This is a genomic window from Streptomyces sp. CLCI03 (assembly GCF_053615355.1).
This window is the reverse complement of the sequence record NZ_CM132132.1, coordinates 1,281,346-1,302,936: the sequence shown is the minus strand read 5'-3', so window position 1 is coordinate 1,302,936 and position 21,591 is coordinate 1,281,346. Positions and strand designations below refer to the sequence as shown.

At 76.0% G+C, this 21,591-nt stretch carries 11 protein-coding genes; 1 reads left to right on the top strand and 10 read right to left on the bottom strand.

Annotation, left to right across the window (positions count from 1 at the left end; translation table 11 throughout):
• Positions 1-31 precede the first annotated feature (31 nt).
• Positions 32-796: a TetR/AcrR family transcriptional regulator gene (locus ACWG52_RS05895; RefSeq protein ID WP_390136745.1), complete on the top strand. Its 765-nt coding sequence runs from the start codon at positions 32-34 to the stop codon at positions 794-796.
• Positions 797-834: 38 nt separating this feature from the next.
• On the opposite strand, the gene ACWG52_RS05890 is transcribed toward ACWG52_RS05895, so the two are convergent.
• The 10 genes from ACWG52_RS05890 to ACWG52_RS05845 are packed head-to-tail and all read right to left on the bottom strand — an operon-like array spanning position 835 to position 21,030.
• Positions 835-1,758, bottom strand: coding sequence for an SDR family oxidoreductase (locus ACWG52_RS05890; protein ID WP_389810484.1), 924 nt, complete (start codon positions 1,756-1,758; stop codon positions 835-837).
• 9 nt (positions 1,759-1,767) lie between these two features.
• Positions 1,768-3,039, bottom strand: coding sequence for an MFS transporter (locus ACWG52_RS05885; protein WP_389810482.1), 1,272 nt, complete (start codon positions 3,037-3,039; stop codon positions 1,768-1,770).
• A gap of 23 nt (positions 3,040-3,062) precedes the next feature.
• Entirely contained in the window at positions 3,063-4,349 is a 1,287-nt protein-coding gene (locus tag ACWG52_RS05880) for an alkaline phosphatase family protein (protein WP_390167599.1), read from the bottom strand.
• Between the two features lie 46 nt (positions 4,350-4,395).
• The gene (locus ACWG52_RS05875; protein WP_389810477.1) at positions 4,396-5,337 is read right to left on the bottom strand and encodes a galactokinase; all 942 of its coding nucleotides are present in this window, start codon (positions 5,335-5,337) and stop codon (positions 4,396-4,398) included.
• Positions 5,334-7,199 (bottom strand): class I SAM-dependent methyltransferase, encoded by a 1,866-nt coding sequence (locus ACWG52_RS05870; RefSeq protein WP_390136736.1) that lies wholly within the window; start codon positions 7,197-7,199, stop codon positions 5,334-5,336. Before ACWG52_RS05870 ends, ACWG52_RS05875 begins: the two co-directional genes overlap by 4 nt.
• Positions 7,196-8,383: a glycosyltransferase gene (locus ACWG52_RS05865; protein WP_390137161.1), complete on the bottom strand. Its 1,188-nt coding sequence runs from the start codon at positions 8,381-8,383 to the stop codon at positions 7,196-7,198. Before ACWG52_RS05865 ends, ACWG52_RS05870 begins: the two co-directional genes overlap by 4 nt.
• A gap of 2 nt (positions 8,384-8,385) precedes the next feature.
• Positions 8,386-9,261: an alpha/beta fold hydrolase gene (locus ACWG52_RS05860; protein WP_390167603.1), complete on the bottom strand. Its 876-nt coding sequence runs from the start codon at positions 9,259-9,261 to the stop codon at positions 8,386-8,388.
• A gap of 7 nt (positions 9,262-9,268) precedes the next feature.
• The gene (locus ACWG52_RS05855) at positions 9,269-9,589 is read right to left on the bottom strand and encodes an acyl carrier protein (protein WP_389810469.1); all 321 of its coding nucleotides are present in this window, start codon (positions 9,587-9,589) and stop codon (positions 9,269-9,271) included.
• The gene (locus ACWG52_RS05850; protein WP_453128038.1) at positions 9,579-14,243 is read right to left on the bottom strand and encodes a beta-ketoacyl synthase N-terminal-like domain-containing protein; all 4,665 of its coding nucleotides are present in this window, start codon (positions 14,241-14,243) and stop codon (positions 9,579-9,581) included. The genes ACWG52_RS05855 and ACWG52_RS05850 overlap by 11 nt, the downstream gene beginning before the upstream one ends.
• The gene (locus ACWG52_RS05845) at positions 14,236-21,030 is read right to left on the bottom strand and encodes an SDR family NAD(P)-dependent oxidoreductase (RefSeq protein WP_453128036.1); all 6,795 of its coding nucleotides are present in this window, start codon (positions 21,028-21,030) and stop codon (positions 14,236-14,238) included. Before ACWG52_RS05845 ends, ACWG52_RS05850 begins: the two co-directional genes overlap by 8 nt.
• Positions 21,031-21,591: the final 561 nt, after the last annotated feature.

Genomic DNA, 21,591 nt, shown 5'->3' with positions numbered 1-21,591 from the left:
ATCGGCCGCGCACGTACCCGGAGGACCACGCATGGCGAAGGACCGCAGTGGGGCGGGCGACCCCGTCCGCACGATGGAGCTGCTCTGGCGGGAGCGGGGACAGCAGCCGGCCCGGCCGGGCCGCCGCGGCCCGCGGCAAGGCCTCACCGTCGACGCCGTGGTCCGGGCCGCGACCGAGCTCGCCGACGAGGCCGGCCTGGCCGCGCTCACCATGCGGGCACTGGCCCAACGGCTGGCCGTGACACCCATGACCCTCTACACGTACGTCCCCGGCAAGGCCGAACTGCTCGACATCATGCTGGACGAGGCGTACGCGCGCATGGAACGCCGGCCGACCGGCGTACGCGACCCGTGGCAGACCAAGGTCACCCGCGTGGCCGAGGACAACCGGGACCTGCTCGCCCGCCATCCCTGGATCGCGGACCTGGCGGTCACCCGCCCGCCTCTGGGGCCCGGGGTCATCGGGAAGTACGACCACGAACTGGCGGCCTTCGACGCCATCGGCCTCACCGACGTCGAGATGGACGCGGCCCTGACCCACCTCCTCGGCTTCGTCCACGCGCACGCCCTGGGAGTCGCCGACGACGCGGCGCACAACAGCCGGCAGAGCCAGGAGGACTGGTGGGCCGTCAGCGAACCGCTCCTGAGCCGGGTGATGGACCCCGAGCGCTATCCGCTCGCCGGCCGCGTGGGCGCCACGGTCGCCGCATACCAACCGCGGACCCTCTGGGCCTTCGGCCTCCGATGCGTCCTGGACGGCCTGGCCCACCTGATCGACTCACGCCCGGAGCGGTGAAGAGCTCCTCCGGCCCGGATCCACCCGGACCGGACCGTTCAGCGGTAGCCCGTGGCGTCCGCGGGGCGGTCCGGGTCCTGGACCTCGACCATGTAGCGCCAGCAGTCCGGCCGGCTGCCGTCCAGGTCCGTGAAGCCGTAGACCTGGGCGAGCTGTCCGCTGGAGAGCGACGCGCCGTTCCAGCGGGCCACCTCCGGGTCCGCGGCGAGCGCCGCGACCGCCCGGCCCACGTACGACGGGGTCTCGGAGATACCGAAGTGCGGGACCTTCGTCAGGGCGTCCCGCCAATTCGCCTCCGTCACACCGAAGTGGTCCAGCATCATCTCCGACCGCAGCCAGCCCGGTGTCAGCGCCACCGCCGTCGCCCCGCGCGGCCCCAGCTCGTGCCCCAGCGCGAACGCCATCCGCAACACGGAGGACTTGGCGATGTCGTAGAAGAACGACACCCGATAGTTGGCCGCGTTGTACTCGGCGGTGCCGTCCGTCATCTCCACCACCAGCCCGCCCGGCTCGCGCAGCAGCAACGGCACCGCGAAATGGCTGGTGACGGCATGGGTCTCCACGGCCAGCCGCAGCAGCCGCAGCCCCTTGTCCAGGTCGTGCTCCCAGACCGTGCTCTCCCACTCGAAGAGCACCTCACCGCCCCAGATGTCGTTGACCAGGACGTCCAGGCGGCCCTGTTCCGCGTCGATCCGCCCGACCAAGGCCTCGACCTGCGCCGGCACCAGGTGGTCGGCGACCACCGGGATGCCCCGGCCGCCCGCCGCCGTCACCAGCTCGGCCGTCTCCTCGATCGTCTCGGGCCGGTCGTACTCCGAGCGCCGACCCCGGGTGCTGCGCCCCGACACGTACACGGTCGCACCCCGCGCGCCCAACTGGACCGCGATGCCCCGGCCCGCGCCGCGCGTCGCCCCGGCCACCAGGGCCACCTTGCCTTCGAGAGTTCGCTGTGTTTCCGGCATGGCCCGACCCTACGACGGCCGCTCCGCCCGGGTCCCGCCGAACACGGCGACCGCCACCAGCGACAGCGACAGCCCGGTCGCCGCCAGCCCCAGCGCCACGCCCGGCCCCCACAGGGTCCAGGCCGAACCGAACAGCAGGGAACCCGCGAACCGGGCCAGCGCCTGGGCCGTCTGGAGCACCGCGAGCCCGGTCGTGCGCAGTCCGGCGGGCAGCAGCGGGCCCGCGGCGGCCATCAGCACCCCGTCGGTGGCCGCGTAGAACAGGCCGAGCGCCGCGAGCACACCGAGGGCCAGTGGCGCCCCGACCGGTACCGGGGCCAGGAGCAGCAGGGCGGCGCCGAGCAGCAGCAGGTGCCCGCCGAGGAAGACCCGGCGCCGGCCCAGCCGGTCGGCGAGCCGCCCCACCGGCAGCGCGGCGAGCAGGAACACGGCCGCCGTGCCGACGGGCAGCAGCGGGAAGTAGGCGGCGGGGAGGTCGAGCCGGCGCTGGAGCAGCAGGTAGAGGAAGGCGTCGCCGACGGTGAACAGGCCGAGCACGACCGCGGTCAGACACAGCCCCCGCAGGCCGGGCAGGCGCAGCAGGGTGCGTACCGGGGGCGGCGCGGCGCGAGCCGCGCGGGCCGGCGCGGTGGCGGGGGCGGTGGCGGGCGCCGGGGCCTCCCGGACGAACAGGGCGAGCAGCACCACGCCCAGGACGGCGACGCAGCAGCTGACGGTGAACACCGCCTCGTACCCGTCCACCGCCACCCACAGCACCCCGAACGCGGCCAGCGGCCCCAGCAGGGCGCCCGCCGTGTCCAGCGCGCGGTGCACCCCGAAGGCGCGGCCCTGCTCGCCGGGCGGCACGGACAGCGAGATCAGCGCATCGCGCGGGGCGGTGCGCAGGCCCTTGCCGGTCCGGTCGGCGGCGAGCACCGCAGCCACCGACCAGGGGGTGGTGACGGCGAGCAGGGCCGCCTTGCAGGCGGCGGACAGCGCGTAGCCGGTGCCCGCGACGAGTTTGTGGCGCCGGGTACGGTCGGCGATCCGCCCGCCCGCGAGGCGCAGCACCGCGGTGGCGCCCTGGTGCAGGCCGTCCAGGGCGCCGAACGCGAGCGGGGACATGCCGAGTCCGGCCATCAGGTACAACGGCAGGACGGCGGTGACCATCTCCGCGGAGACGTCCGTGACCAGGCTGACCAGCCCGAGGGCGAACACCGTGCCGGGGACGGCCCGCACGGGGCCCTTCTGGGCCGGGGTGTTCCCGGCGATGTCCGAAGCCCGGCTGGTCGACAGGTACACGGATGCCTCCAGGATCGGCCGGTCTAGAACCAGTTGACGGTGAGCGGGAACGCGGCGGTGACGGTGGTGCCCGTGGAGTCGGTGGCGGTCGCGGTGATCCGGACCGTGCCGCTGCCCCACGGTTTGCCGCTGATCCGGCCGGAGCCCGCGTCGACGGTCAGCCCCCAGGGCAGGCCGGTGGCCGCGTAGCGGACCGGAGGTCTGCCGCCGGTGGCGCTGAGCTGGATGGTGCAGGACTGGTTGAACTTGCAGGTCTGCGGACCGGGGTCGGCCAGGTGCAGACCGCCCGCGGTCGGCGTGGGCGTGGGCGTGGGCGTGGGGGTCGGGGTCGGGGTCGGGGTCGGGGTGGGCGTGGGCGTGGGGGTGGGTGTCGGGTTCGTCGAGGTGTCGAAGACCTCGGTGATCGGCGATACGTTCGCCGCGTTGCCCGCGTGCGTCGCCGTCCCGAAGAGGTCCTCGAAGGTCCTCAGCAGATGGTGGTGGTTGAAGGCCGTCGCGTACTTGCCCGTCTTGACCTTGGCCCCGTGGAAGACGGTGGCGATCTGGTTGGAGCCCAGGTAGTTGTCCTCGTCCCAGGTCAGGACCAGCAGGCTGTTGTTGGCCTTCGCCCACTGCGCGTAGGCGTCGAGGTTGTTGCGGGTCCAGGTGTCACCCGTGCCCACCGAGCACGAGTGCATGTCGTTGCACTGGTTGGGGACCACGAAGGAGAGGCTCGGCAGCGCCGCGAAGTTGTTCTGCGGGAACTGCGTCCAGGTCTTGCCCGTGTTCAACGGCACGTTCTTGAAGGCGAACCACGGGTTGTGCTTCTGCGCGTACTGGCCGTTCGTGCAGGCCGTGGACCCCTCGCTCGGCAGGTCCTCGTTGTACGTCGCGAAGGTCTTGCCCGCCGCGATCAGCTCCTGTCCGAGGTTCGGCGCCGTCATCGACTGCGGGGTGTAGCAGCCGTCGCCGGTGATCCCCTGCGTGGCGCCGGAGAAGAGGTTGAAGTAGTTCGGCTGGCTGGGGTGGGTCAGCGCCTTCATCCCGGTCAGACTGGCGCCGCCGTTCGCCAACTGGTTGATGTACGGGGCGTTCGCGCTGCCGATGATCTCCCCGTACTGCTTGTTCTCGTAGACGACGACCACCACATGGTCGTACGTCGGCAGCGCCGCGGCCGCAGCCGGCGCGGCGGCGGAACCGGGCACCGCGGCCTGCGAGTTGGCCACGGTGAAGGCGCCCAGCAGGCCGAGCGCGCCGATCCCGGCCACCAGCGCCGGCCGGCGGGCTCCGCGTCTCGCGCGCGCCGTGGGTGAGGGTCGAAGGGTGCGCATGGGTGTCGTCCTCCTCGGTGTCGCCCGGGTCAGCCCCGGGGCGTGGTCATTCCTCGCGCCGGGCCGCACCGGCCACGGCGATGTTCAGGAAACGCGGTACGGGTCGCCCCCGGTCGCGGAAGTCCTCGGCCACCGCGGCCCGCACCGCCGCGAGTCGGGCCTCGGGCAGCAGCATCAGCACGCTCCGCCCCGGCTCGGGCCCCGGCCCCGGCGGCCAGGCGCTCAGTGCCCCGGCCCGGCGGGCGCAGGCGACGGCCCGCGCCAGGTCCCTCGGCCGGTCCGCGGCCTCCCCGCGTACGGCGACCAGCACCAGCCGCGCCCCCGAGGCCGCCGGGTCGAAGGCGACGTGGCGCCGGCGCCGCCCGGGCCGCGCGCTCAGCAGCAGGGCCCGGCCGGGCCGGGCGAAGAGCACCGCCCGGCGCAGCCCGTCGTCCCCGTCCGGGAGCACCGCGGCCAGCAGCCGGGCCAGCCGCTCGCGGTCCGGCGGCTCACCCGTCGCCGCGTGCACGTCGGCCACCGCCAGCGCCACCGCGCAGTCCGTGGGCTCCGCCGTGGCCAGCCCGGCCGCCCCCGTCAGCGAGCCCTGCACGTGCAGGTCGGTCCCGCCGGTGCCGTACCCGGCCCGGGCCAGCGCCCGGAGCACGGCGTACGGCCGGACCGCCCAGGCGGGGGCGGCGGGCGGCGGCCCGGACAGCGTCAGCGGCAGATCGCAGCTGTCCGCGGGATGTCCGAGGGAGCTGAGCCGCACCAGCCCGTCCGTGCGCGGGGCCGCGGCCGCCGCCGTGGGCCAGCCGGCCGCCGCGACCAGCCCGGGGGAGCCCAGATGGAAGGCGTACGGGGCGCTCCACACGGCCGCCGGGGGCCGCCCGTGCGCGGCCTCCAAGGCGTAGGCGACGAGGCGGTACAGCGGATCGGCCGTCGCCCGCCGGGCCAGGTCGCCCCCGGCCCGGTCGGCGGTCACGGGAGCGGCGGGTTCCGCGCCCGTCACCGCGTGTCCTTGCGGGCCAGCATCCGGTAGGCGTTCCCGCCGTCCGTGCGCCGGGCCACCGCCGAGCGGACCGTGTCGAGCGCCACCGCGGCGGCGAAGCACGGCAGCGCCACCACCCGTACGACGTGGGCGAGCAGCCGGGCGCGCGGTGTGGACCCCGGGCCCCACGGCCGGTCCGGATCCGGGGACAGCCGTGTCGCCGCGAGGGCCACCGCGCCGAAGAAGTCGTTGCCCTGGTGGGCCGGTCCGTGCTCCTCCGCGACCACGGTGAACCCCCGGTCGGCCAGCGCCTCGCGCAGATTGGCGGCGGGCATCAGGTGCTGGTGCTGGGGCTGGAACCAGGGCAGCCACAGCGGCCCGACGAACCGGGCCATCCGCGACTGCGGATCGGGCAGCTCGATGGCCAGGAACCCGCCGGGGGCGAGAACGGTGGCCGCCGCGTCCAGCTCGGCGAGCGGCTCCCGGGTGTGCTCCAGGTAGTGGTACATGCTGACCACCTCGTACTGACCCGCCAGCTTCGCGGCGAACTCCGGGAACTGGCCCAGATATCCCGTCTCCACCCAGCCGCGCCGCTCCGCCTCTCGCACCCCGTCGCCCATGTCGAGCCCGTCGAACCGGGTCCGCGGCCAGACCGCGCGCGCCGCGTTGCAGAAGTGGCCGTGCCCGGTGCCGACATCGAGCCAGGACGCCGGGTCGGCGTGCGGGAGGAGCATCTCCGCGCGCCCCCGGTAGGCGGCGCCCTGCGTGCCGAAGACGACGCCCGTGCCCTCGCCGCCACGCCCGTCGTAGAAGTCCCGGTAGTAGAACTCCAGCCCCTCCAGGCTCAGTCGGGGATTCTGGAAGACGTGCCGGCACTCCTCGCACCGCTCCAGCGTGAACCGGCCCGGCTTGCCCTGGAGCAGGTCGGGCACCCGGACCTGGACGGTGAGCCGGTCGGAGCCGCACCACGGGCAGTCCGTCCGGCGCGGTTCGAGGAACCGGCCGATGCCCGCCGCCAGGTCCTCCCGGTACGCGGCGGCCCGCGCGGCCTCCAAGGCGCCGTCCGACGGCGTGTCCCGGCCGGCGGCCGCGGCCGTACGCAGGCCCGCGCCGAGGGAGCGCAGCGGCCGGGCCGCCGTGGCCCGGCCCAGACCGGCCGGCCGCAGCGGGGAGCGCCGACCGCCGAGGACCAGGGACGGCTGGAGCCAGTACAGCCCGGCCGCCGCTGCGCCCCACCGGCCCTGGCGCACGGCGACCCCCGCCAGCAGCGCCAGTCCGCCGAGCTGCGCGGCGGCCAGTGCCCCCGGCGGCAGCCCCTGGGCCCGCAACTCGGCGGCCCGCGCCGGCCCCGCGGCCTCACCGAGCCCGCCACAGCTGAGGCCGGGGGCGATGGCCAGCCCCGTGGCATCGGCGGCGTACTCCTTCAACCGGCGCGTCAGAGCGAGGAGTTCCGCCGGATCCGGGCGCGGCCCGCCCGGATCCACCCCGGCCCGGGCCAGCACCTCCTCGGTGGCGAGCACGGCGAACCCGGCCCCGCGGCCCGCGGCGAGCCGGTCCTGCCGGTACCGGGCCGGGTCGACCAGGCGCAGCAGCCCCAGCGCCCGCTCGGCCGGCAGATCCGCGGGCAGCAGGTCCAGCACCCGCAGGCCCTCCCCTTCGGCGTACGCGCAGGCGGCGAGGAAGGTGGCCGGGTCCGGCTCGACCCCGCGGGCGGTGAGCAGCCGCCACCCGGCGGCGCGCGGCACCCCGGCCGCCCCGGGCGGGGTCAGCGGCAGCACCGGGACGGCCCGCAGCCGGCGCCTGGCGCGTACGGTGCCCGCGCCGAGGGCGGCCAGTAACAGGACGGAGGTCCAAGGGACCCGGGAGAGCGGGGGAGGCGTCATAGCAGTTTCTCCAACCGGTCGGCCGCGGCGGCGGCCCCGCCCGCCGCGGCGAATGAGGCCTGGATCCGCCGGGCGGCCCGGCGGGGGCCGGGATCGTCCAGCACGGCGGTGAGCGCGTCACGCAGTTCCTCGGCCCGGGTCCGGCCGAACCGCACCCGGACGCCGGCCCCGGCCAGGACCACCTGCCGGGCCACGATCGGCTGGTCGTCCCGGATCGGGGCGACGACCAGCGGCAGCCCGTGCGCGAGGGCCTCGCAGACGGTGTTGTGGCCCGCATGACAGACCACCGCGTCCAGGTGCGGCAGCAGCTCCAGTTGCGGGACGCTCTCCTGGAGCAGGACGTGGTCCGGTACGGCCCCGATCAGGGCGGCGGGCGCCGCCAGGACGAACTGGACCTGCTCGGCGAGCCGCTCGGCAGCGCCCAGCACCGCGCCGTAGAACCGGGCCCCGGCCGCCTGGTTGAGGGTGCCCAGGGACACCAGCACCCGTCGCCGCGCCGGATCCAGCCGCTGCCAGGGGAAGTCGGGCGCCGCCGGACGGGCCCCGAACGCCGGTCCCACGAAGGCGTGGTGGGGAGGGAAGTCCGCCTCCGTGCCGACGAGTTCGGGAGTGGAGAAGACCAGCACCAGCCGCTCGGAGAAGCGCGGGTCCCAGCCCGCCCCGCTCCCCGGATCCCGCACCTGGTCCCGACCCGCGCCGAACTCCGCGAGCAGGCCCGAGATCTGTCCGGCCACCCACTCCCCGACCTTCGGGAAGTCCGCGAAGGGCCGGGTCAGCTCGGCCGAGGTGCTCGCCGACGTCACCCACGGGACACCGAGCCGCCGCGCCACCAACGGCCCGGCCAGGGCCTGCTGGTCGGCGACCAGCACGTCCGGCCCGAAGGCCCGGACGGCCCGGGCCACCCCCGGCACCATCGCCCGGGCCAGCGGAACCAGCGCCTCCTCCCACAGGAACCGCAGCGCGCCGACCCCGCGCAGATCGCGCCAGCTCTCGTGCAGCGCCGCGTACCCGCCGGCGGCCGGCTCCTCCCCGGCCGGCAGGATCCGGGCCTGCGCGGGCAGCAGCCGGGCCAGGGCCGAGGGCGGTCCCGTCCAGGCGATCTCATGGCCCCGGGCAGCCAGTTCGGCCCCGAGGGCCACCGTCGGATTGACGTGCCCCGCCAGCGGCGGCACGGTGAACAGCACCCTCACGGGACCAGCGCTCCCACCCGCGGCCATGCCGCCGCCGTCGCCGAGCCGACGGTCGTACCGGCCGTCGTGTCGGCCGCGGCCTCGGCCGTCGCGTCGAGATGGGCGAGCACGGTCGCGCGGAGGACCCCGCTGCTCTCCTTCAGGACGTCGTGTCCCAGATCCGGCAGGATCCGCAGCACACCGTGCGGGGCGTGGTGCGCCAGCTCCCGCCCGCCCGGCAGGAGTTCGGAGTGCTCGCCGCAGACGACCAGGACCGGGCAGCGCAGCCGGGCGAAGTCCGCCGCGGTGAAGACGCGGCTCGCCGCGATGTCGTCGATGAGCGTGGTGCGGTTGAGGAGGGCGTCGGCGATGGCGGTGAGATGGGCGGCCTTGCGCAGCCGCAGGGTGAGCAGCTCGGTCGGGACCGTGCTGTCCTCCAGGCTCAGCGCGGCGGCCGACAGGGTGTCCACCATGTTCTCCACCCAGGCACCGCCGAGCGGCGGTTCGAGGAGGGTGAGCCCGGTGACCAGGTCGGGCCGGGCCAGGGCCGTGTGCAGGGCGAGGGTCCCGCCGTAGCTGTTGCCGACCAGGTGGACCGGTCGCCGTCCGAGGTCCAGCGCGCCGAGCAGGGCGAAGAGGTCCCGTACGGCGCTGCGGCTGTCGTAGCCGGACCCCGGACGGTCGGTGCGGCCGTGGCCGCGCAGGTCGTAGAGGACCACCTCGTGGCCGGACCGGGCCACCGGCACGGCCAAGGGGCAGTAGAAGGAGGACAGGTTGTCGACGACCAGCCCGTGCAGGAACACCACGACGGGCCGGTCGGGGGCGGCGGCTCCGGCGGTGGCCGGGAGCCGCTGGACGTGGAAGCGCAGGGAGCCCGCGTGGACGAAGGCCATGGCCGGCTCAGCCGGCCGACGCGGGGGAGGATCCCGCCGCGGCCCGGGCCAGGGAGGCGTGGGTGATCCGGCCGATGTGGGTGACGAGCTCGCCGACGGACATGGCCAGGATGGCGTCCATGTCCTTCTCGGCGAGGAAGCCCATCAGGTCCACTTCGGCGCCGTAGCGATGGTGGAGCAGCTCGGCGAGCGCGACGAACTCGATGCTCTCCAGGGCGAGGTCCTCGTTGAAGGTCGTCTTCATCGTCACCTCCTCCGCGAGCAGGTACTCGTCGCCGACGATCTCCACGAGCATGCCGGTGATCTCGGCGAGGATGTCAGTTGCCATGACGGGCCTCCGTGAGGGGAAGGGGGACGGGTACGGGCGAGGGCGCCGCGAGGTGGTCGGTCCAGGCGACGACGTGGTCGGGCACGGTGTCGGCGAGCGGTGGGCCGGGCGACGCGGTGACGGGTGGGGCGAGCGGCGCGGTGCGTGGTGCGGTGAGCCCCGTGGTGAGCCCCGTGGAGAGCTCGGTGGTGCGGATCGGGTACGGGTCCCCCTCGGGCGAGGTCACGATCAGCGCGCCGGAATCCGGGTCCCCCGCCACCCGCCAGTCCCGCGGCCGGCCGCCCAGCCCGCCCCCGGCCGCCTTGGCCGCGGCCTCCTTGGCGCACCACAGGGCGGTGAGCGCGGCGGCCAGGCCGGTGCCCCCACGGGCGGCCAGCCCCTCGGCCAGCCGGAGTTCGGCCGGCCCGAGGGCGATCCGGATCAGGGCGTCCGGGTCCGCCGTCACCTGCTCCACATCGATGCCGACCGGCCGGGCCGGGTCGGCGAGGGCGACCGCGATCCGGTCCTTGTGGGCGATCGACAGCCGGAAACCCGCCGTCGACGGGGACACGGCCAGCGGCCGGCCCGCCGGGTCGTTGCCGATCGGTACCTCCGCGGGGAAGATCGGTCCGGCCCCGCCGTCCCACAGCAGCTGACGCAGCGCGTCCTTGGCCGCGATCCGGCCCAGCAGCCAGGGCGCCCGGGCGCGCGGCGACAGCCCCTCGTAGGCGGCCCGTTCGGCGGCGCCGAGGTAGCGGCGCATCACCAGTTCCTGCGAGGCGGGATCGTTCCAGCGGCGCCGGGCCAGGCACCAGCCCTCGGGCCGGGGTTCGCCGATCCCGCACACCTCCGGGGTGAACTTCATCGGCCAGACCCGCTCGTCGGCGCCGAACCGGCGGTACGTCCACCCCTCGATCCGGGCCCACACCTCGCCGCCCGCCCCGCGCAGCTCGATGTCACCGCGCACGGTGACGTCCTGGACGGCGCGGATCCGGGCCGTGGCCGTCACCAACTCCCGGGCGGCGGGCGGCGGCCCGTAGAACCGGATGCGGTCCACGGTGGCCGGGAACACCAGCCGGTCGACCGGTAGCCGCAGTTGCATCCAGTGCCCGAAGAGCTGCCCGGCGGCGTCGAGCAGCGCGCCCGGATCGGGCAGCGCGCGCAGGACCCCGTGGATGCCGTCCGAGCCGACGGACCGCACCTCGTGGACCCCGGCGAAGCGCGGGCCGTGGAACATCCACCGGTCCCGGTACAGGGCCGCGGCGCTGACCGGGGCGGGTCCGGGATCACGCAGCGGCGTGAGGTCGGGCGCGGGCGGCTCCCCGTAGCCTTCGCCGAGCAGCACGACCACCGAGGCGTGGTCGCCGAGGGTGACCCGCATCCGGCCGGGACCGTCACCACGGACGGTGACCTCGACGTCGACGGCCGGTTCGACCGCGAGCCACCGCAGAGCCCGTACCTCCTCGTGGCCGAGGACGACGAGACCGGGTGGGGCGTGCCGGCGGGCGGCTTCGGCGGCCAGCTCCAACATGGTGGTCATGGGTACGACGGGGAACCGGTCGGAGTCCTCCGGCCAGCCGTCGGGCTGGAGGTACACGCAGTGGTCCCGTACGTAGGGGAGCGCGGCGAGGGACAACCGCAGGGTCTGCCGCCCCGGGGCCGGGGCCGGGGCGTCGGCCGCCGCCGGTTCCGGGACCTCTGTCGACCAGGCCTCGGTGACGGCCCGGGCGGCCGAGCCGGCGTCGGCCAGCACCGCGTCCAGGGCGGACAGCAGCACCGGCCGGTCGCCCGCGGGCGCGGCGGACGGTGTCACGGCGGTCGGTGCCGGTGCCAGGAGGCCGACGAGCGCGGCCCGGGCCGGCTCACCGAGACGGACCAGCGGGGACCCGAGGTCCAGCGGCATCGCGCGCCCGGCGGAGCGCACCGGGGCCGGTACGGGCGCCGGTGCGCGTGAGGGTACGGGGGCCGTTACGGGTGTCGGTACGGGTGCCTCCTCGGCCAGCCGGTCCCATCGCGGCGCGTGTCCCTCGGCCCAGAGTGCGGCGCAGGTACGGCGCAGCGCCGCCAGGCCCGGCAGGCGCGGCGAGGAGGTCGAGACCGAGAGGTGCGGGCGCTCGCGCAGGGTGTCCTCGACGAAGCCCGGCAGGCTGGCCGGGCCCAGCGTGACGAAGCCGCGCACGCCCTCGTCCTCGTACAGCCGCTGTGTCAGCTCCCGGAAGCGGACCGGCTCCAGCAGATGCCGTACGACCAGGTCCCGTACGTCCCGCGGCGCGGACGGGAACGGCGCGCACGTGGTCGCCGACCACACCGGGAGCTCGGCCGGCCGCAGCGGCAGCCGGCCGAAGGCGGCCCGGACCTGCCCGAGGTAGGGCTCCCACATCGGGGTGTGGAAACCCGAACGGAACGGCAGCTCCTGGCCTAGCACCCCGTCACCGCGCAACCGCGCGACGGCGATGCCCACATGCTCCGGCTCTCCGCAGATCACCGACTGGTGCGGGCAGTTGTCGTGGCTGACCACCACCCGGTCCAGGTCGTGCAGTGCGGCCCGCGCCCGCGCCGCGCCGCAGCCCAGCGCCGCGTACACGAGATCGGGGACCCGGAGATCGCCCGGCCGCAGCGAGTCGAGGAAGGCGTCGGCCGCCTCCTGCGGGTACATGCCGGCGGCCACCATCGCCGCCCACTCACCCAGGCTGTGGCCCGCCAGCACATCGGCCTCGACGCCCAGTTCGGGCAGGACGCGGGCGAAGAACCGGCCGGTCCCGATCGCGTCGAGGGCCCGCTCCATGAGGGACCCGCCCCGGGTCAGCCGGGGCGCCGCGAGCCCGAACCGCTCCGCGACATCGTCCACCACCGGGGCGAACTCCGGTTCCAGACCCGGGAACAGGAACGCCACCCGGCCGCCCAGCGGCTCCGGGGCGAACCACACGTCCCCGCGCCCCCGCCACGGCCGGCCGCGCGCCACCACCTTGGCGGCCAGCGCGAGCCGCTGGGGCGTGGGCCCGACCACCGCGACCCGGCAGGGCCCGTCGCCGCCGGACACCGGGGTGGCGGACGCCAGCCGGGCCGAGAGCCGCTCGGGGGTGTCCGCGCCGATCAGGAGTACGTCGCCCCCCGCGGCCGGACCGACCGGCGCGGCCCCGAGCCCCAGCGGCAGGAAACGGCGTACGGGGGCCGTCCGGCCGGAGGCGCGGACCGGGGTCGGGGCGGTGGCGGGTGCGGGGGCCGGGCGCGAGGCCGTCGGTGCCTCCTCCAGCACCACATGGGCGTTGATCCCGCCGAAGCCGAACGCGTCGACCCCGGCCCGGCGCGGCTGCGGACCGCGCTCCCACGGCTCGGCCGCGTGCACCGGCCGCATCCGGGTCCGGGCCAGGTCCGGGTGCGGCTCCTCCAGGTGCAGCGTCGGCGGCAGCACCCCCTCGTACACGGCCAGGGCGGCCTTGATCAGCCCGGCCATGCCCGAGGCCTGCATGGTGTGCCCGAGCATCGACTTCACCGAGCCGAAGCCGATTCCGGGTCCGCTCCCCGGCTCCGGCAGGCCGAACACCTGGGCCAAGGTGTCCAGTTCGGCGGCGTCCCCGATCGGGGTGCCCGTGCCGTGGGCCTCCAGCAGTCCCAGCGCGCCCGGCGCCCGCGGATCCAGGCCCGCCTCCCGCCAGGCCCGCTCCAGAGCCTGCACCTGGCCCGCCACCAGCGGGCTCATCAGGCTCGCCGCCCGGCCGTCCCCGGCCACACCCGTCCCGCGGATCACCGCGTACACGCGGTCCCCGTCGCGCTCGGCGTCCGCCAGCCGCTTCAGCAGCACCACCCCGGTGCCCTCGGACAGCAGGGTCCCGTCGGCCCGGCGGTCGAAGGGCCGGATCCGCTCGCTCGGGCTGAGCGCCCGCAGCTGCGTGAACACGCTCCACAGCGTCGCGATGTGGCAGTGGTGTACCGCCCCGGCGACCACCGCGTCGCAGCGGCCGGCGGTCAGCAGCCCCACCGCCTGGTCCACCGCCAGCAGGGAGGAGGCGCAGGCCGCGTCCAGGGTGTAGGCGGGCCCACGGAAGTCCAGCCGGTTCGCGGTCCGGGCGGCGGTGAAGCTCGGCACCAGCCCGATCGACGCGTCCGGCCGCTCGGGCCCCAACGCCTCCTGGAACGCCGAGCGCACCTCCGTGATCCGCCGCTCACCCAGCTCCGGCGCCAGCTCCCGCAAGGTCTGCGCCAGCTGATGTGCCGTGCGCACCCGTTGGTCGAGTCGCGCGGTGGCCACCCCCATGAACCCGCCGCGCCCCAGCACCACCCCGATCCGCGACCGGTCGGCGGGCAGCCGGGCCTCGCCGCCCGCGTCGGCGATGGCCTCGGCCGTCGCGTGCAGGGCCAGCATCTGGTCCGGCTCGGCCCCCTCCACGGCGGCCGGCATGATCCCGAACCGGGTCGGGTCGAAGGCGGCGAGACCGTCCACGAAGCCGCCGCGGCGGCAGTAGAACCGGTCGCCCGCCACCGGTCCGGAGGCGCCCCGCGGGTCGTAGTACACCTCGGGGTCCCAACGCCCCGGCGGGACCTCGCCGACGCAGTCCGTACCGGCGAGCAGATTGCGCCGGTACGCGGCCAGGTCGGCCGCCCCCGGGAACACCGCGCCCATCCCGACGATCGCCGCGTCGGTCGGGCGGGGGCCGCGCCGCTCCACCTCAGGCATCGCCCCGGCCCTCCTGCGCCATCAGAACCACCTGTACGTCGCTCCCGTACGCCAGTTCGTCGAGGAACGCGGCGGTTCCCGCGTCCGGATCGATCAGCGGGATCCCCCGCCGGACGTACGCGCGTTCCAGCTCGGGGGAGACCATCCCGCCCGCCTCCGCCGCCCACGGGCCCCAGTCGACGGACAGCACCCGGCCCGGGAAGGACTCCGCCCAGGTGTGCGCGAGGCCGTCGAGGGCGTCGTTGGCCGCCGCGTAGTCGCACTGGCCCCGGTTCCCGTACACCCCGGCGACGCTGCCGAACAGGACGAGGAACCGGGGCGGGGGCCCGTCCCCGTGCGCGGCCGCCGCGGCGGCCAGGTGGCGGGCCCCGGTCACCTTCGTCGTGAACACCGCGGTGAAATCGGCCGGTCGCTTGTCGCGCAGCAGCCCGTCCCGCAGCACGCCGGCGCCGTGCACGATGCCGTCCAGGCGGCCGTGGCGTGCCCGTACGTCGGCCACGACGGCCCGGACGGCCCGCTCGTCGGTGACGTCCGCGCAGTGGTAGCGGACGGAGGCCGCCGTGGTGCGCAGGGCGGCGAGGGTGGTCCGGACCTCGCGCTCGGCGAGGATCCGCGAGGCCGCCGCCTCGATCTCCGCGGGCGTACGCAGCCCGGCGGCGATGAGCGCGGCGCGCAGCGCGACGCGGTCCTGGGCCTGGCCGAACTCGTCCGTCCCGGCGAGCGGTTCGGGGGTGCGGCCGAGGAGTTCCACATGGCATCCGGTGCTCCGGGCCAACGCGAGGGCGGTGCGGGCGGTGATGCCGCGGGCGCCGCCGGTGAGGAGGACCACCGAGCCGGGCTCCAGGGGCGGTGGGCCGTCGGACGCGCGGAGCGGGGTCGGTACGGGGCGGCGGGTGACACGGGTTCCCTCGGCGGTGTAGCCCACGGAGGCGAGGGCGTCGGTCGTGCCGCCGACGTCGGTGGCACCGCTCAGTTCCGCGACGAGCTGTGCCGCGATGCGTTCCGGGTCCTCCTTGGGGCGGATGTCCACGGCGCGGACCAGCGCGCCGGGGAATTCGAGGGCCGCACCACGGGCGAAGCCGTGCAGGCCGGCGCCGGGGGTGCCGGGCCCGGTGACGAGCAGCAGCCGTGGGGTTCCGGCCGTCAGGACCTCCCGCAGCGCCGGGAAGGCGTCCGGCAGCACGGGATCGGCGGTGGGCCGCAGGGCCGAGAGGTCGACGAGGCCGTCGAAGCCGGGCTCGGCCGAGGGCAGGATCGTCGGCTCGGCGCCCATGTCCTCCAGGGCGGTCGCGAGGGTGCGGGCGATGCCCTGACCGTCGTCCACCAGGGCGATGCGCAGGCCGCGCAGGGTTTCGGGGGCGGCGTCGGCCAAGGGCGCGGGGAGCAGGTCGACGCGGAGTCGGCTCAAGCGGGCCGGTGTCGGCCGCCGTGTGGGTGTGGGTGTGGTTGTGGGTTCCGGTGTGGTGGGGGTGTGGGTCGTGATCCAGTCGACGATGCCGCGCAGGGTCTTGATCCGGGACAGTTCCTCGACCGCGGACTCGGCGGAGCCGCTGGTCGGATCCTGGGGGAGTCCGATGCGGTCGGCGAGGGCGCCGATGATCTCGACCCGCTTGATGGAGTCGATGGACAGGTCCGCCTCCAGGTCGAGCTCGGGGTCGAGCATGTCCCGGGGGTAGCCGGTGCGGATGTGGACGATCTCCAGGACGAGGTCCATGACCTCCTCGGCGGTGCGGGGGCCCTGCGGTGCGGGGGCGGGATCGGTGGGGGCGGCTTTGCCGGGGCCGGGCGCGCGCCGGGGCGTCTCCTCGGGCGCCGAACGGGGCGCGGGGTCAAAAGGTGCGGCGGCGGTGCGTTCGGCGCCCTGCGGGGATCGCCCCGACACACTCCCGACCCCGTCAAAACCGTGGCGGGGTCCGGCGCCCAGGAAGCCGAGCAGGACGTCCCGTTGGGCTTCGACCAGCTCGCGGGAGCCGCGCAGGTATTCCAGTACGGCTTCCTCGCGTCGGTCACCCTTCTCCGTCGCCGCTTCTCGTCCGCCCGGGTACGTGGCCGGAGCCACCCGGCGGGCCGGGCGCAGGCCGCCCGGGACCGGTGCGCCGTCCGCGGTGCGGACCAGGTGGCCGTCCACCAGCCAGCCCGGCCGGCGCGGGGCGTGCTCCGGGAGGCGGGAGGTCCGGCCGCGGAACAGGGCCTGCGGGGCCACCACGACCCCCGCCGCCATCAGTTCGGCCAGCGCGGTGACCAGCCGGAGCAGACCGTGCTCGCCCGGTACGTCCAGCGGGACCACCGTGTGCGGCCGCCCGTGCAGGATCCGGCCGACCAGACCGGAGAGGACCCGGCCGGGCCCCGCCTCCACGAACGTCCGGACACCGGCCGCGTACATGGCCTCCACCTGCTCCACGAACCGGACCGGCTCCGCGACCTGGCGCGCGGCAAGGCCTCGTACCCCTTCGGCCGTCGTCGGGTAGCGGCTCGCCGTCGCGTTCGACCAGACCGGGAGGTGCGTTTCCGCCAGGGGCGTCGTGGTCAGCTCCGCCATGAGGGCCTGCGCCGCCCCGGCCACCACCGTGCTGTGGAAGGCGCAGGCCACGGGGAGGGGTTCGGCCGTCAGGCCCGCCTCACGCAGGGCCGTCACGGCCGTGGCGACGGCCGCTGTCGGGCCCGAGATCACGCACTGCCGGGGCGCGTTGTGGTTCGCCACCACGCATCCGGCGCGGGCCGCGATCTCCCGTACTTCCCGCGGTGCGGCCGACACCGTCGCCATCGCTCCCGGATCGGCGCCGGCGGCCGCCAGGATCGCCTCGGCGCGGCGCGCGCTCAGCCGCAGCAGGCTCTGCGTGTCGAAGGCCCCGGCCGCCCAGAGCGCGGTGAGCTCCCCGTACGAGTGGCCGGCCACGCAGTCCGGCCGTACGCCGAGTTCGCCGAGCAGCAGGTGCGCCGCCGCCCCCGCGAGGCCGAGGGCCGGCTGGGCCACGCGGGTGTCGGTGACCGCCGCCCGCTGCGCCGCCCGGCCCTCGGCGGTGAACGCGGTCGGTGGGAACATCGTCGAGACCACCGGCGGCGGGGCCTCGTCCAGCAGTCGTCGCAGGGCGGGGAAGGACAGGAAGAGGTCGGCGAGCATGCGCGGGCGTTGGCTGCCCTGGCCGGGGAACAGGAACGCCACCTCGCCCGGGTCCGCGGCCTCCTCCCGTACGTGGACCCCCGCGCCCGCGGTGAAGGCGCGGGCCTGTTCCAGGCGCACGGCCAGTTGGTCCAGGTCGGCGGCCACGACCGCGACGTGGACCGGGCCCGTGCCGGCGGCGGTCTCCGCCGCCAGGTCGCGCAGTGCCCACGGCCGGCCGGCCGTGTCGTTCTCCTCCAGCCGCGCGGCCAGCCGGGCCATCGACCGACCCGCCGCCCGCCGGTCCTCGCCGCGGAAGCAGAACAGCTCCGCCGGCCACTCCTCCAGGCCGTGCCGGGGCTCCGCCGAGCCGACGTGACCGGCGAGCACGGCGTGGTAGTTGGTGCCGCCGAAGCCGAAGGCGCTCACTCCGGCGATCCGCCGCTCCGCGGGCACCGGCCAGGGCCGGGCCTCGCTGTCGAAGGAGAAGGGGCTGCTCTCCGCCCGCCAGGCCGGGTTGGGCGTGTCGATGTGCAGGGTCGGGGGCCGCACACCCGTGTGGACCGCTCGGGCCGCCTTGATCAGCCCGGCCAGCCCGGCCGCGCACTTGGTGTGCCCGAGCTGAGACTTCACGGAGCCCAACGCGCAGGACCCGGGCTCGGCCCCGGACGCGGTGAACAGTTCGCTCAGGACCGAGAGTTCGGTGCTGTCCCCGACGACGGTGCCGGTGCCGTGCGCCTCGACCAGGCCCACCTGGGCGGGGGTGACGCCGGCCCGGGCGTACGCGCGTTCCAGAGCCCGCCGCTGTCCTTCGGGTCGGGGCGCGGTCAGGCCGAGGGAGCGGCCGTCGCTCGCGGCGCCGACCGCCTTGATCACGGCGTACACGCGGTCGCCGTCGCGCTCCGCGTCCGCGAGCCGCTTCAGGACGAGGGCGCCCACGCCCTCGCCGAGCGCGATCCCGTCGGCGGCCGCGTCGAAGGGCCGGCAGCGGCCGCCGGGGGACAGGGCGCGGACGGAGGCGAACATCAGGTAGTCGTTGATGCCGTTGTGCACATCGGCGCCCCCGCACAGCACCATGTCGCTGTCATGGTCGCGCAGTTGGCGGCAGGCCAGGTCCAGTGCGGCGAGCGAGGACGCACACGCGGCGTCGACCGTGCAGTTCGCGCCGCCCAGGTCCAGCCGGTTGGCCACCCGCCCGGCGATCACGTTGGCGAGGATCCCGGGGAAGGAGTCCTCGGTGAGGCGCGGCAGCTGCTCGTCCAACTCGGCCGGGAGTTCCCCCAGGTAGGCGGGGTGCAGGGCGCGCAGCCCGTAGGCGCCGGCGAGCTCCGTACCGGCCTCCGCGCCGAAGACCACCGAGGTCCGGGAGCGGTCGAAGGCGCGGTCCTTGCCGTAGCCGGCGTCCCCGAGGGCCCGCGCCGAGATCTCCAGGGCCAGCAGCTGCACCGGCTCGATCCCGGCGAGCGAGGCGGGCGGGATGCCGTGCGCGAGGGCGTCGAACGGCACCGGGCCGAGGAAGCCGCCCCAGCGGGAGGGGGTGCGCTCACCGGCCCGGGCCGGGTCGGCGTCGTAGTAGAGCTCCGGGTCCCAGCGCTCGGCCGGGACCTCGGTGACGGCGTCGGTACCGGCGAGGACCATCGCCCAATAGGCGGCGAGGTCGGGGGCGCCCGGATAGGCGCAGGCCATCCCGACGATGGCGATGTCCAGCGGGTCGGCCGCCGGCTCCGGCGCCGTCGGCCCGGCCTCGGCGAGCTCCCGGGCCCGCCGCTCCAGCAGGGCGGTGGCCCCCTCGGTGACCTGCGCGTGCAGTGCCGCGATCGTGGTGGTGGCCGTACGCAGGGTGGCGGCCTGACCCAGCATGAACAGCCCTTCCGCGTACTGCTGTTCCTCGGGGACCGGCTCCAGCCCGCCCCCGTCGGCGCTCCTGCGCAGACCCTTGCCGGCGATCCGCAGCCGGCCCAGGTTCAGCCGCTCCAGCTCCTCCCACACCGTGCGCTGCGGGGCGCCGCTCTCCGTGAGCTGCCGCCGGGTCGCCTCGAAGGTCTCGGCGTACGGGGTGGCCGCGCACCGGATGGCGTGTCCCGGCGCGGTGTGCAGCAGCACGGTGTCCGCGCACTCCACCGCCGCGCGCTGGAAGCCCGGCAGGACCGCGCCCGCCGTGACGGCCTCCTCGGTGAACAGATAGGCGGTGCCCATCAGCACCCCGACGCGTGCGCCCCGGTCGGCCAGCGGGGCGGCGGCCGCCACCGCCATCGCGGCGGACCGTTCGTCGTGGATGCCGCCCGCGAACAGCAGGTCCAGGGCGTCCGGTTCGGGGCCGGCCAGGAGCCGTTCGATCTGCTCCTCCCACAGGGGGAAGGAGGCGCGCGGCCCGACGTGTCCGCCGCACTCCAGCCCCTCGAAGACGAACCGCCGTGCCCCCTCGGCGAGATACCGCTCCAGCAGGCCGGGGGAGGGGACGTGCAGGTGGGTCCGGATCCCGGCGGCCTCCAGCGGGGCCGCCTGCGCCGGGGTGCCGCCGGCGATGATCGCGTACGGGGGGCGGGCCTCGGTCACGGCGGCCAGTTGCTCCCGCCGCAGCTCGGGCGGGGCGAAGCCGAGCAGGCCCACGCCCCAGGGGAGGTCCCCGAGCTGCTCGGCGGTCTCCGCCAGCAGTCGGCGTACGTCGGGGCCCTCCATCACCGCGAGAGCCAGGTACGGGACCCCGCCCGCGCCAGCCACCGCCGCGGCGAAGGCCGCCTGGTCGCTCACCCGCGTCATCGGGCCCTGCGCGACGGGCAAGGGGCGTGCCAGGGGGCGGGCCCGTACGGCGGCCTCCAGGTGCCCGACGACGGCCGCCCGTACGGCCTGAAGGACGCCGCCCGTGGTCCGGTACCGCGCGGCCAGTCGGGCCGCCGAGGCGCCGTCCTGCCCGACGGGAAGCAGCTGGGTCCGCAGGTCGCGGGCGCCGAGCAGGGTGGGTACGGGGCCGTCCGGTTCGGGCAGGTCGGGTCGGGCGAACACCCGGTGACCGTCGATCAGCCGGGTCTCGGAGCCGTCCATCGCCCTCAGCGCGGCGGCCACTTCCTCGGGGAGCTCGGTCTCACCCTCGGTGGTCAGGGCCAGTTGGGCATCGAGCAGCACCCCGGCGGCCCCGCCCGCGACGGCCGCGGCCGCGGTGTGCGGGCCGATGCCGCCGCAGGCCCGCACGGGCACCCGGACCACGGGGTCGTCGAGGAGTTGCTGGAGCAGGACGAAGGTGGTGGCCGCCCCCACCCGGCCGCCTCCCTCGTGGCCCTTGGCGACGAGCGCGTGCGCCCCGGCGGCGACGGCCGTCCGGGCTTCGGCCGCGCCGGTGACCTCGGCCCACACCCGGGGCCGCCCGGCCGCCGCGGCCCAGGCGGCCACCTGCCCGGCGGTGTGCGCGGCGGGAGCGGCGAGCAGCACGGTGTCCACGGCGGCGGGCAGCTCTCCGGGCCCGAGCGGGCAGCCGGCCGGGACCCGCACCCCGTACCGGGCGCCGCCCGCGAGCCGGCGACCCAGCTCCGCGAAACCGCGCCGTGCGGCGTCGGCGTCCCGGCCGAGGTCGAGCACGCCGAGGGCCCCGGCGCGTTCGGCGGCGGTCACGACGGCCGGGTGGGGTTCCTCGAACGGGCTGACGGCGACGACCAGGTCACGGGTGGCGGCGGGCTGCGGGTGGGGGGTCACGGGCGCTCCTCTTCCAATGCTGTGTGACATGGCGCAGTGCGGGACGGAAGAACGGACGAGCAGGCGCACCGCCGAACGGGCGGGTGGCCGAACGGTGCGAGCGGCTGAGCGGGGCGAGCGGGCGAGCCGACGAGCCGTGCAGCGGCAGTGCGGGGCAGGGCGGAGGACGGGGGAGTGCGGTGGCGGTCACTCGCACCGGCCGGGCCACCCGCCGCGGGTACGGCGGGATCGAACCGTGGTCAATCACCCGCAATGCCGCGTTGCATCGTGCGGTGGTCGCCCTGCACTGTCAACAGCCATGCGGAATACGATGCTTCGCACTCGCGACGTACACGTGCCACCCGAAATCCCGCCCGGGCGGGGCCCCGGCACCCCCCGTCCGAGCCGGTGGCCTGCGACGTTCTCCGTCCGGCCGGGGCGCCCCCGCCGCGCGGGCCGGCGTACCACGTGCAGGCGGACATGCCGCCCCGGCATGCGTAGCCACCGACCGGGCATGACCAGCACGTCGGAAGCTGCCGGTTGTTCACCCGACGAGCCCTTACAGGTACAGCCTCGCGCGGT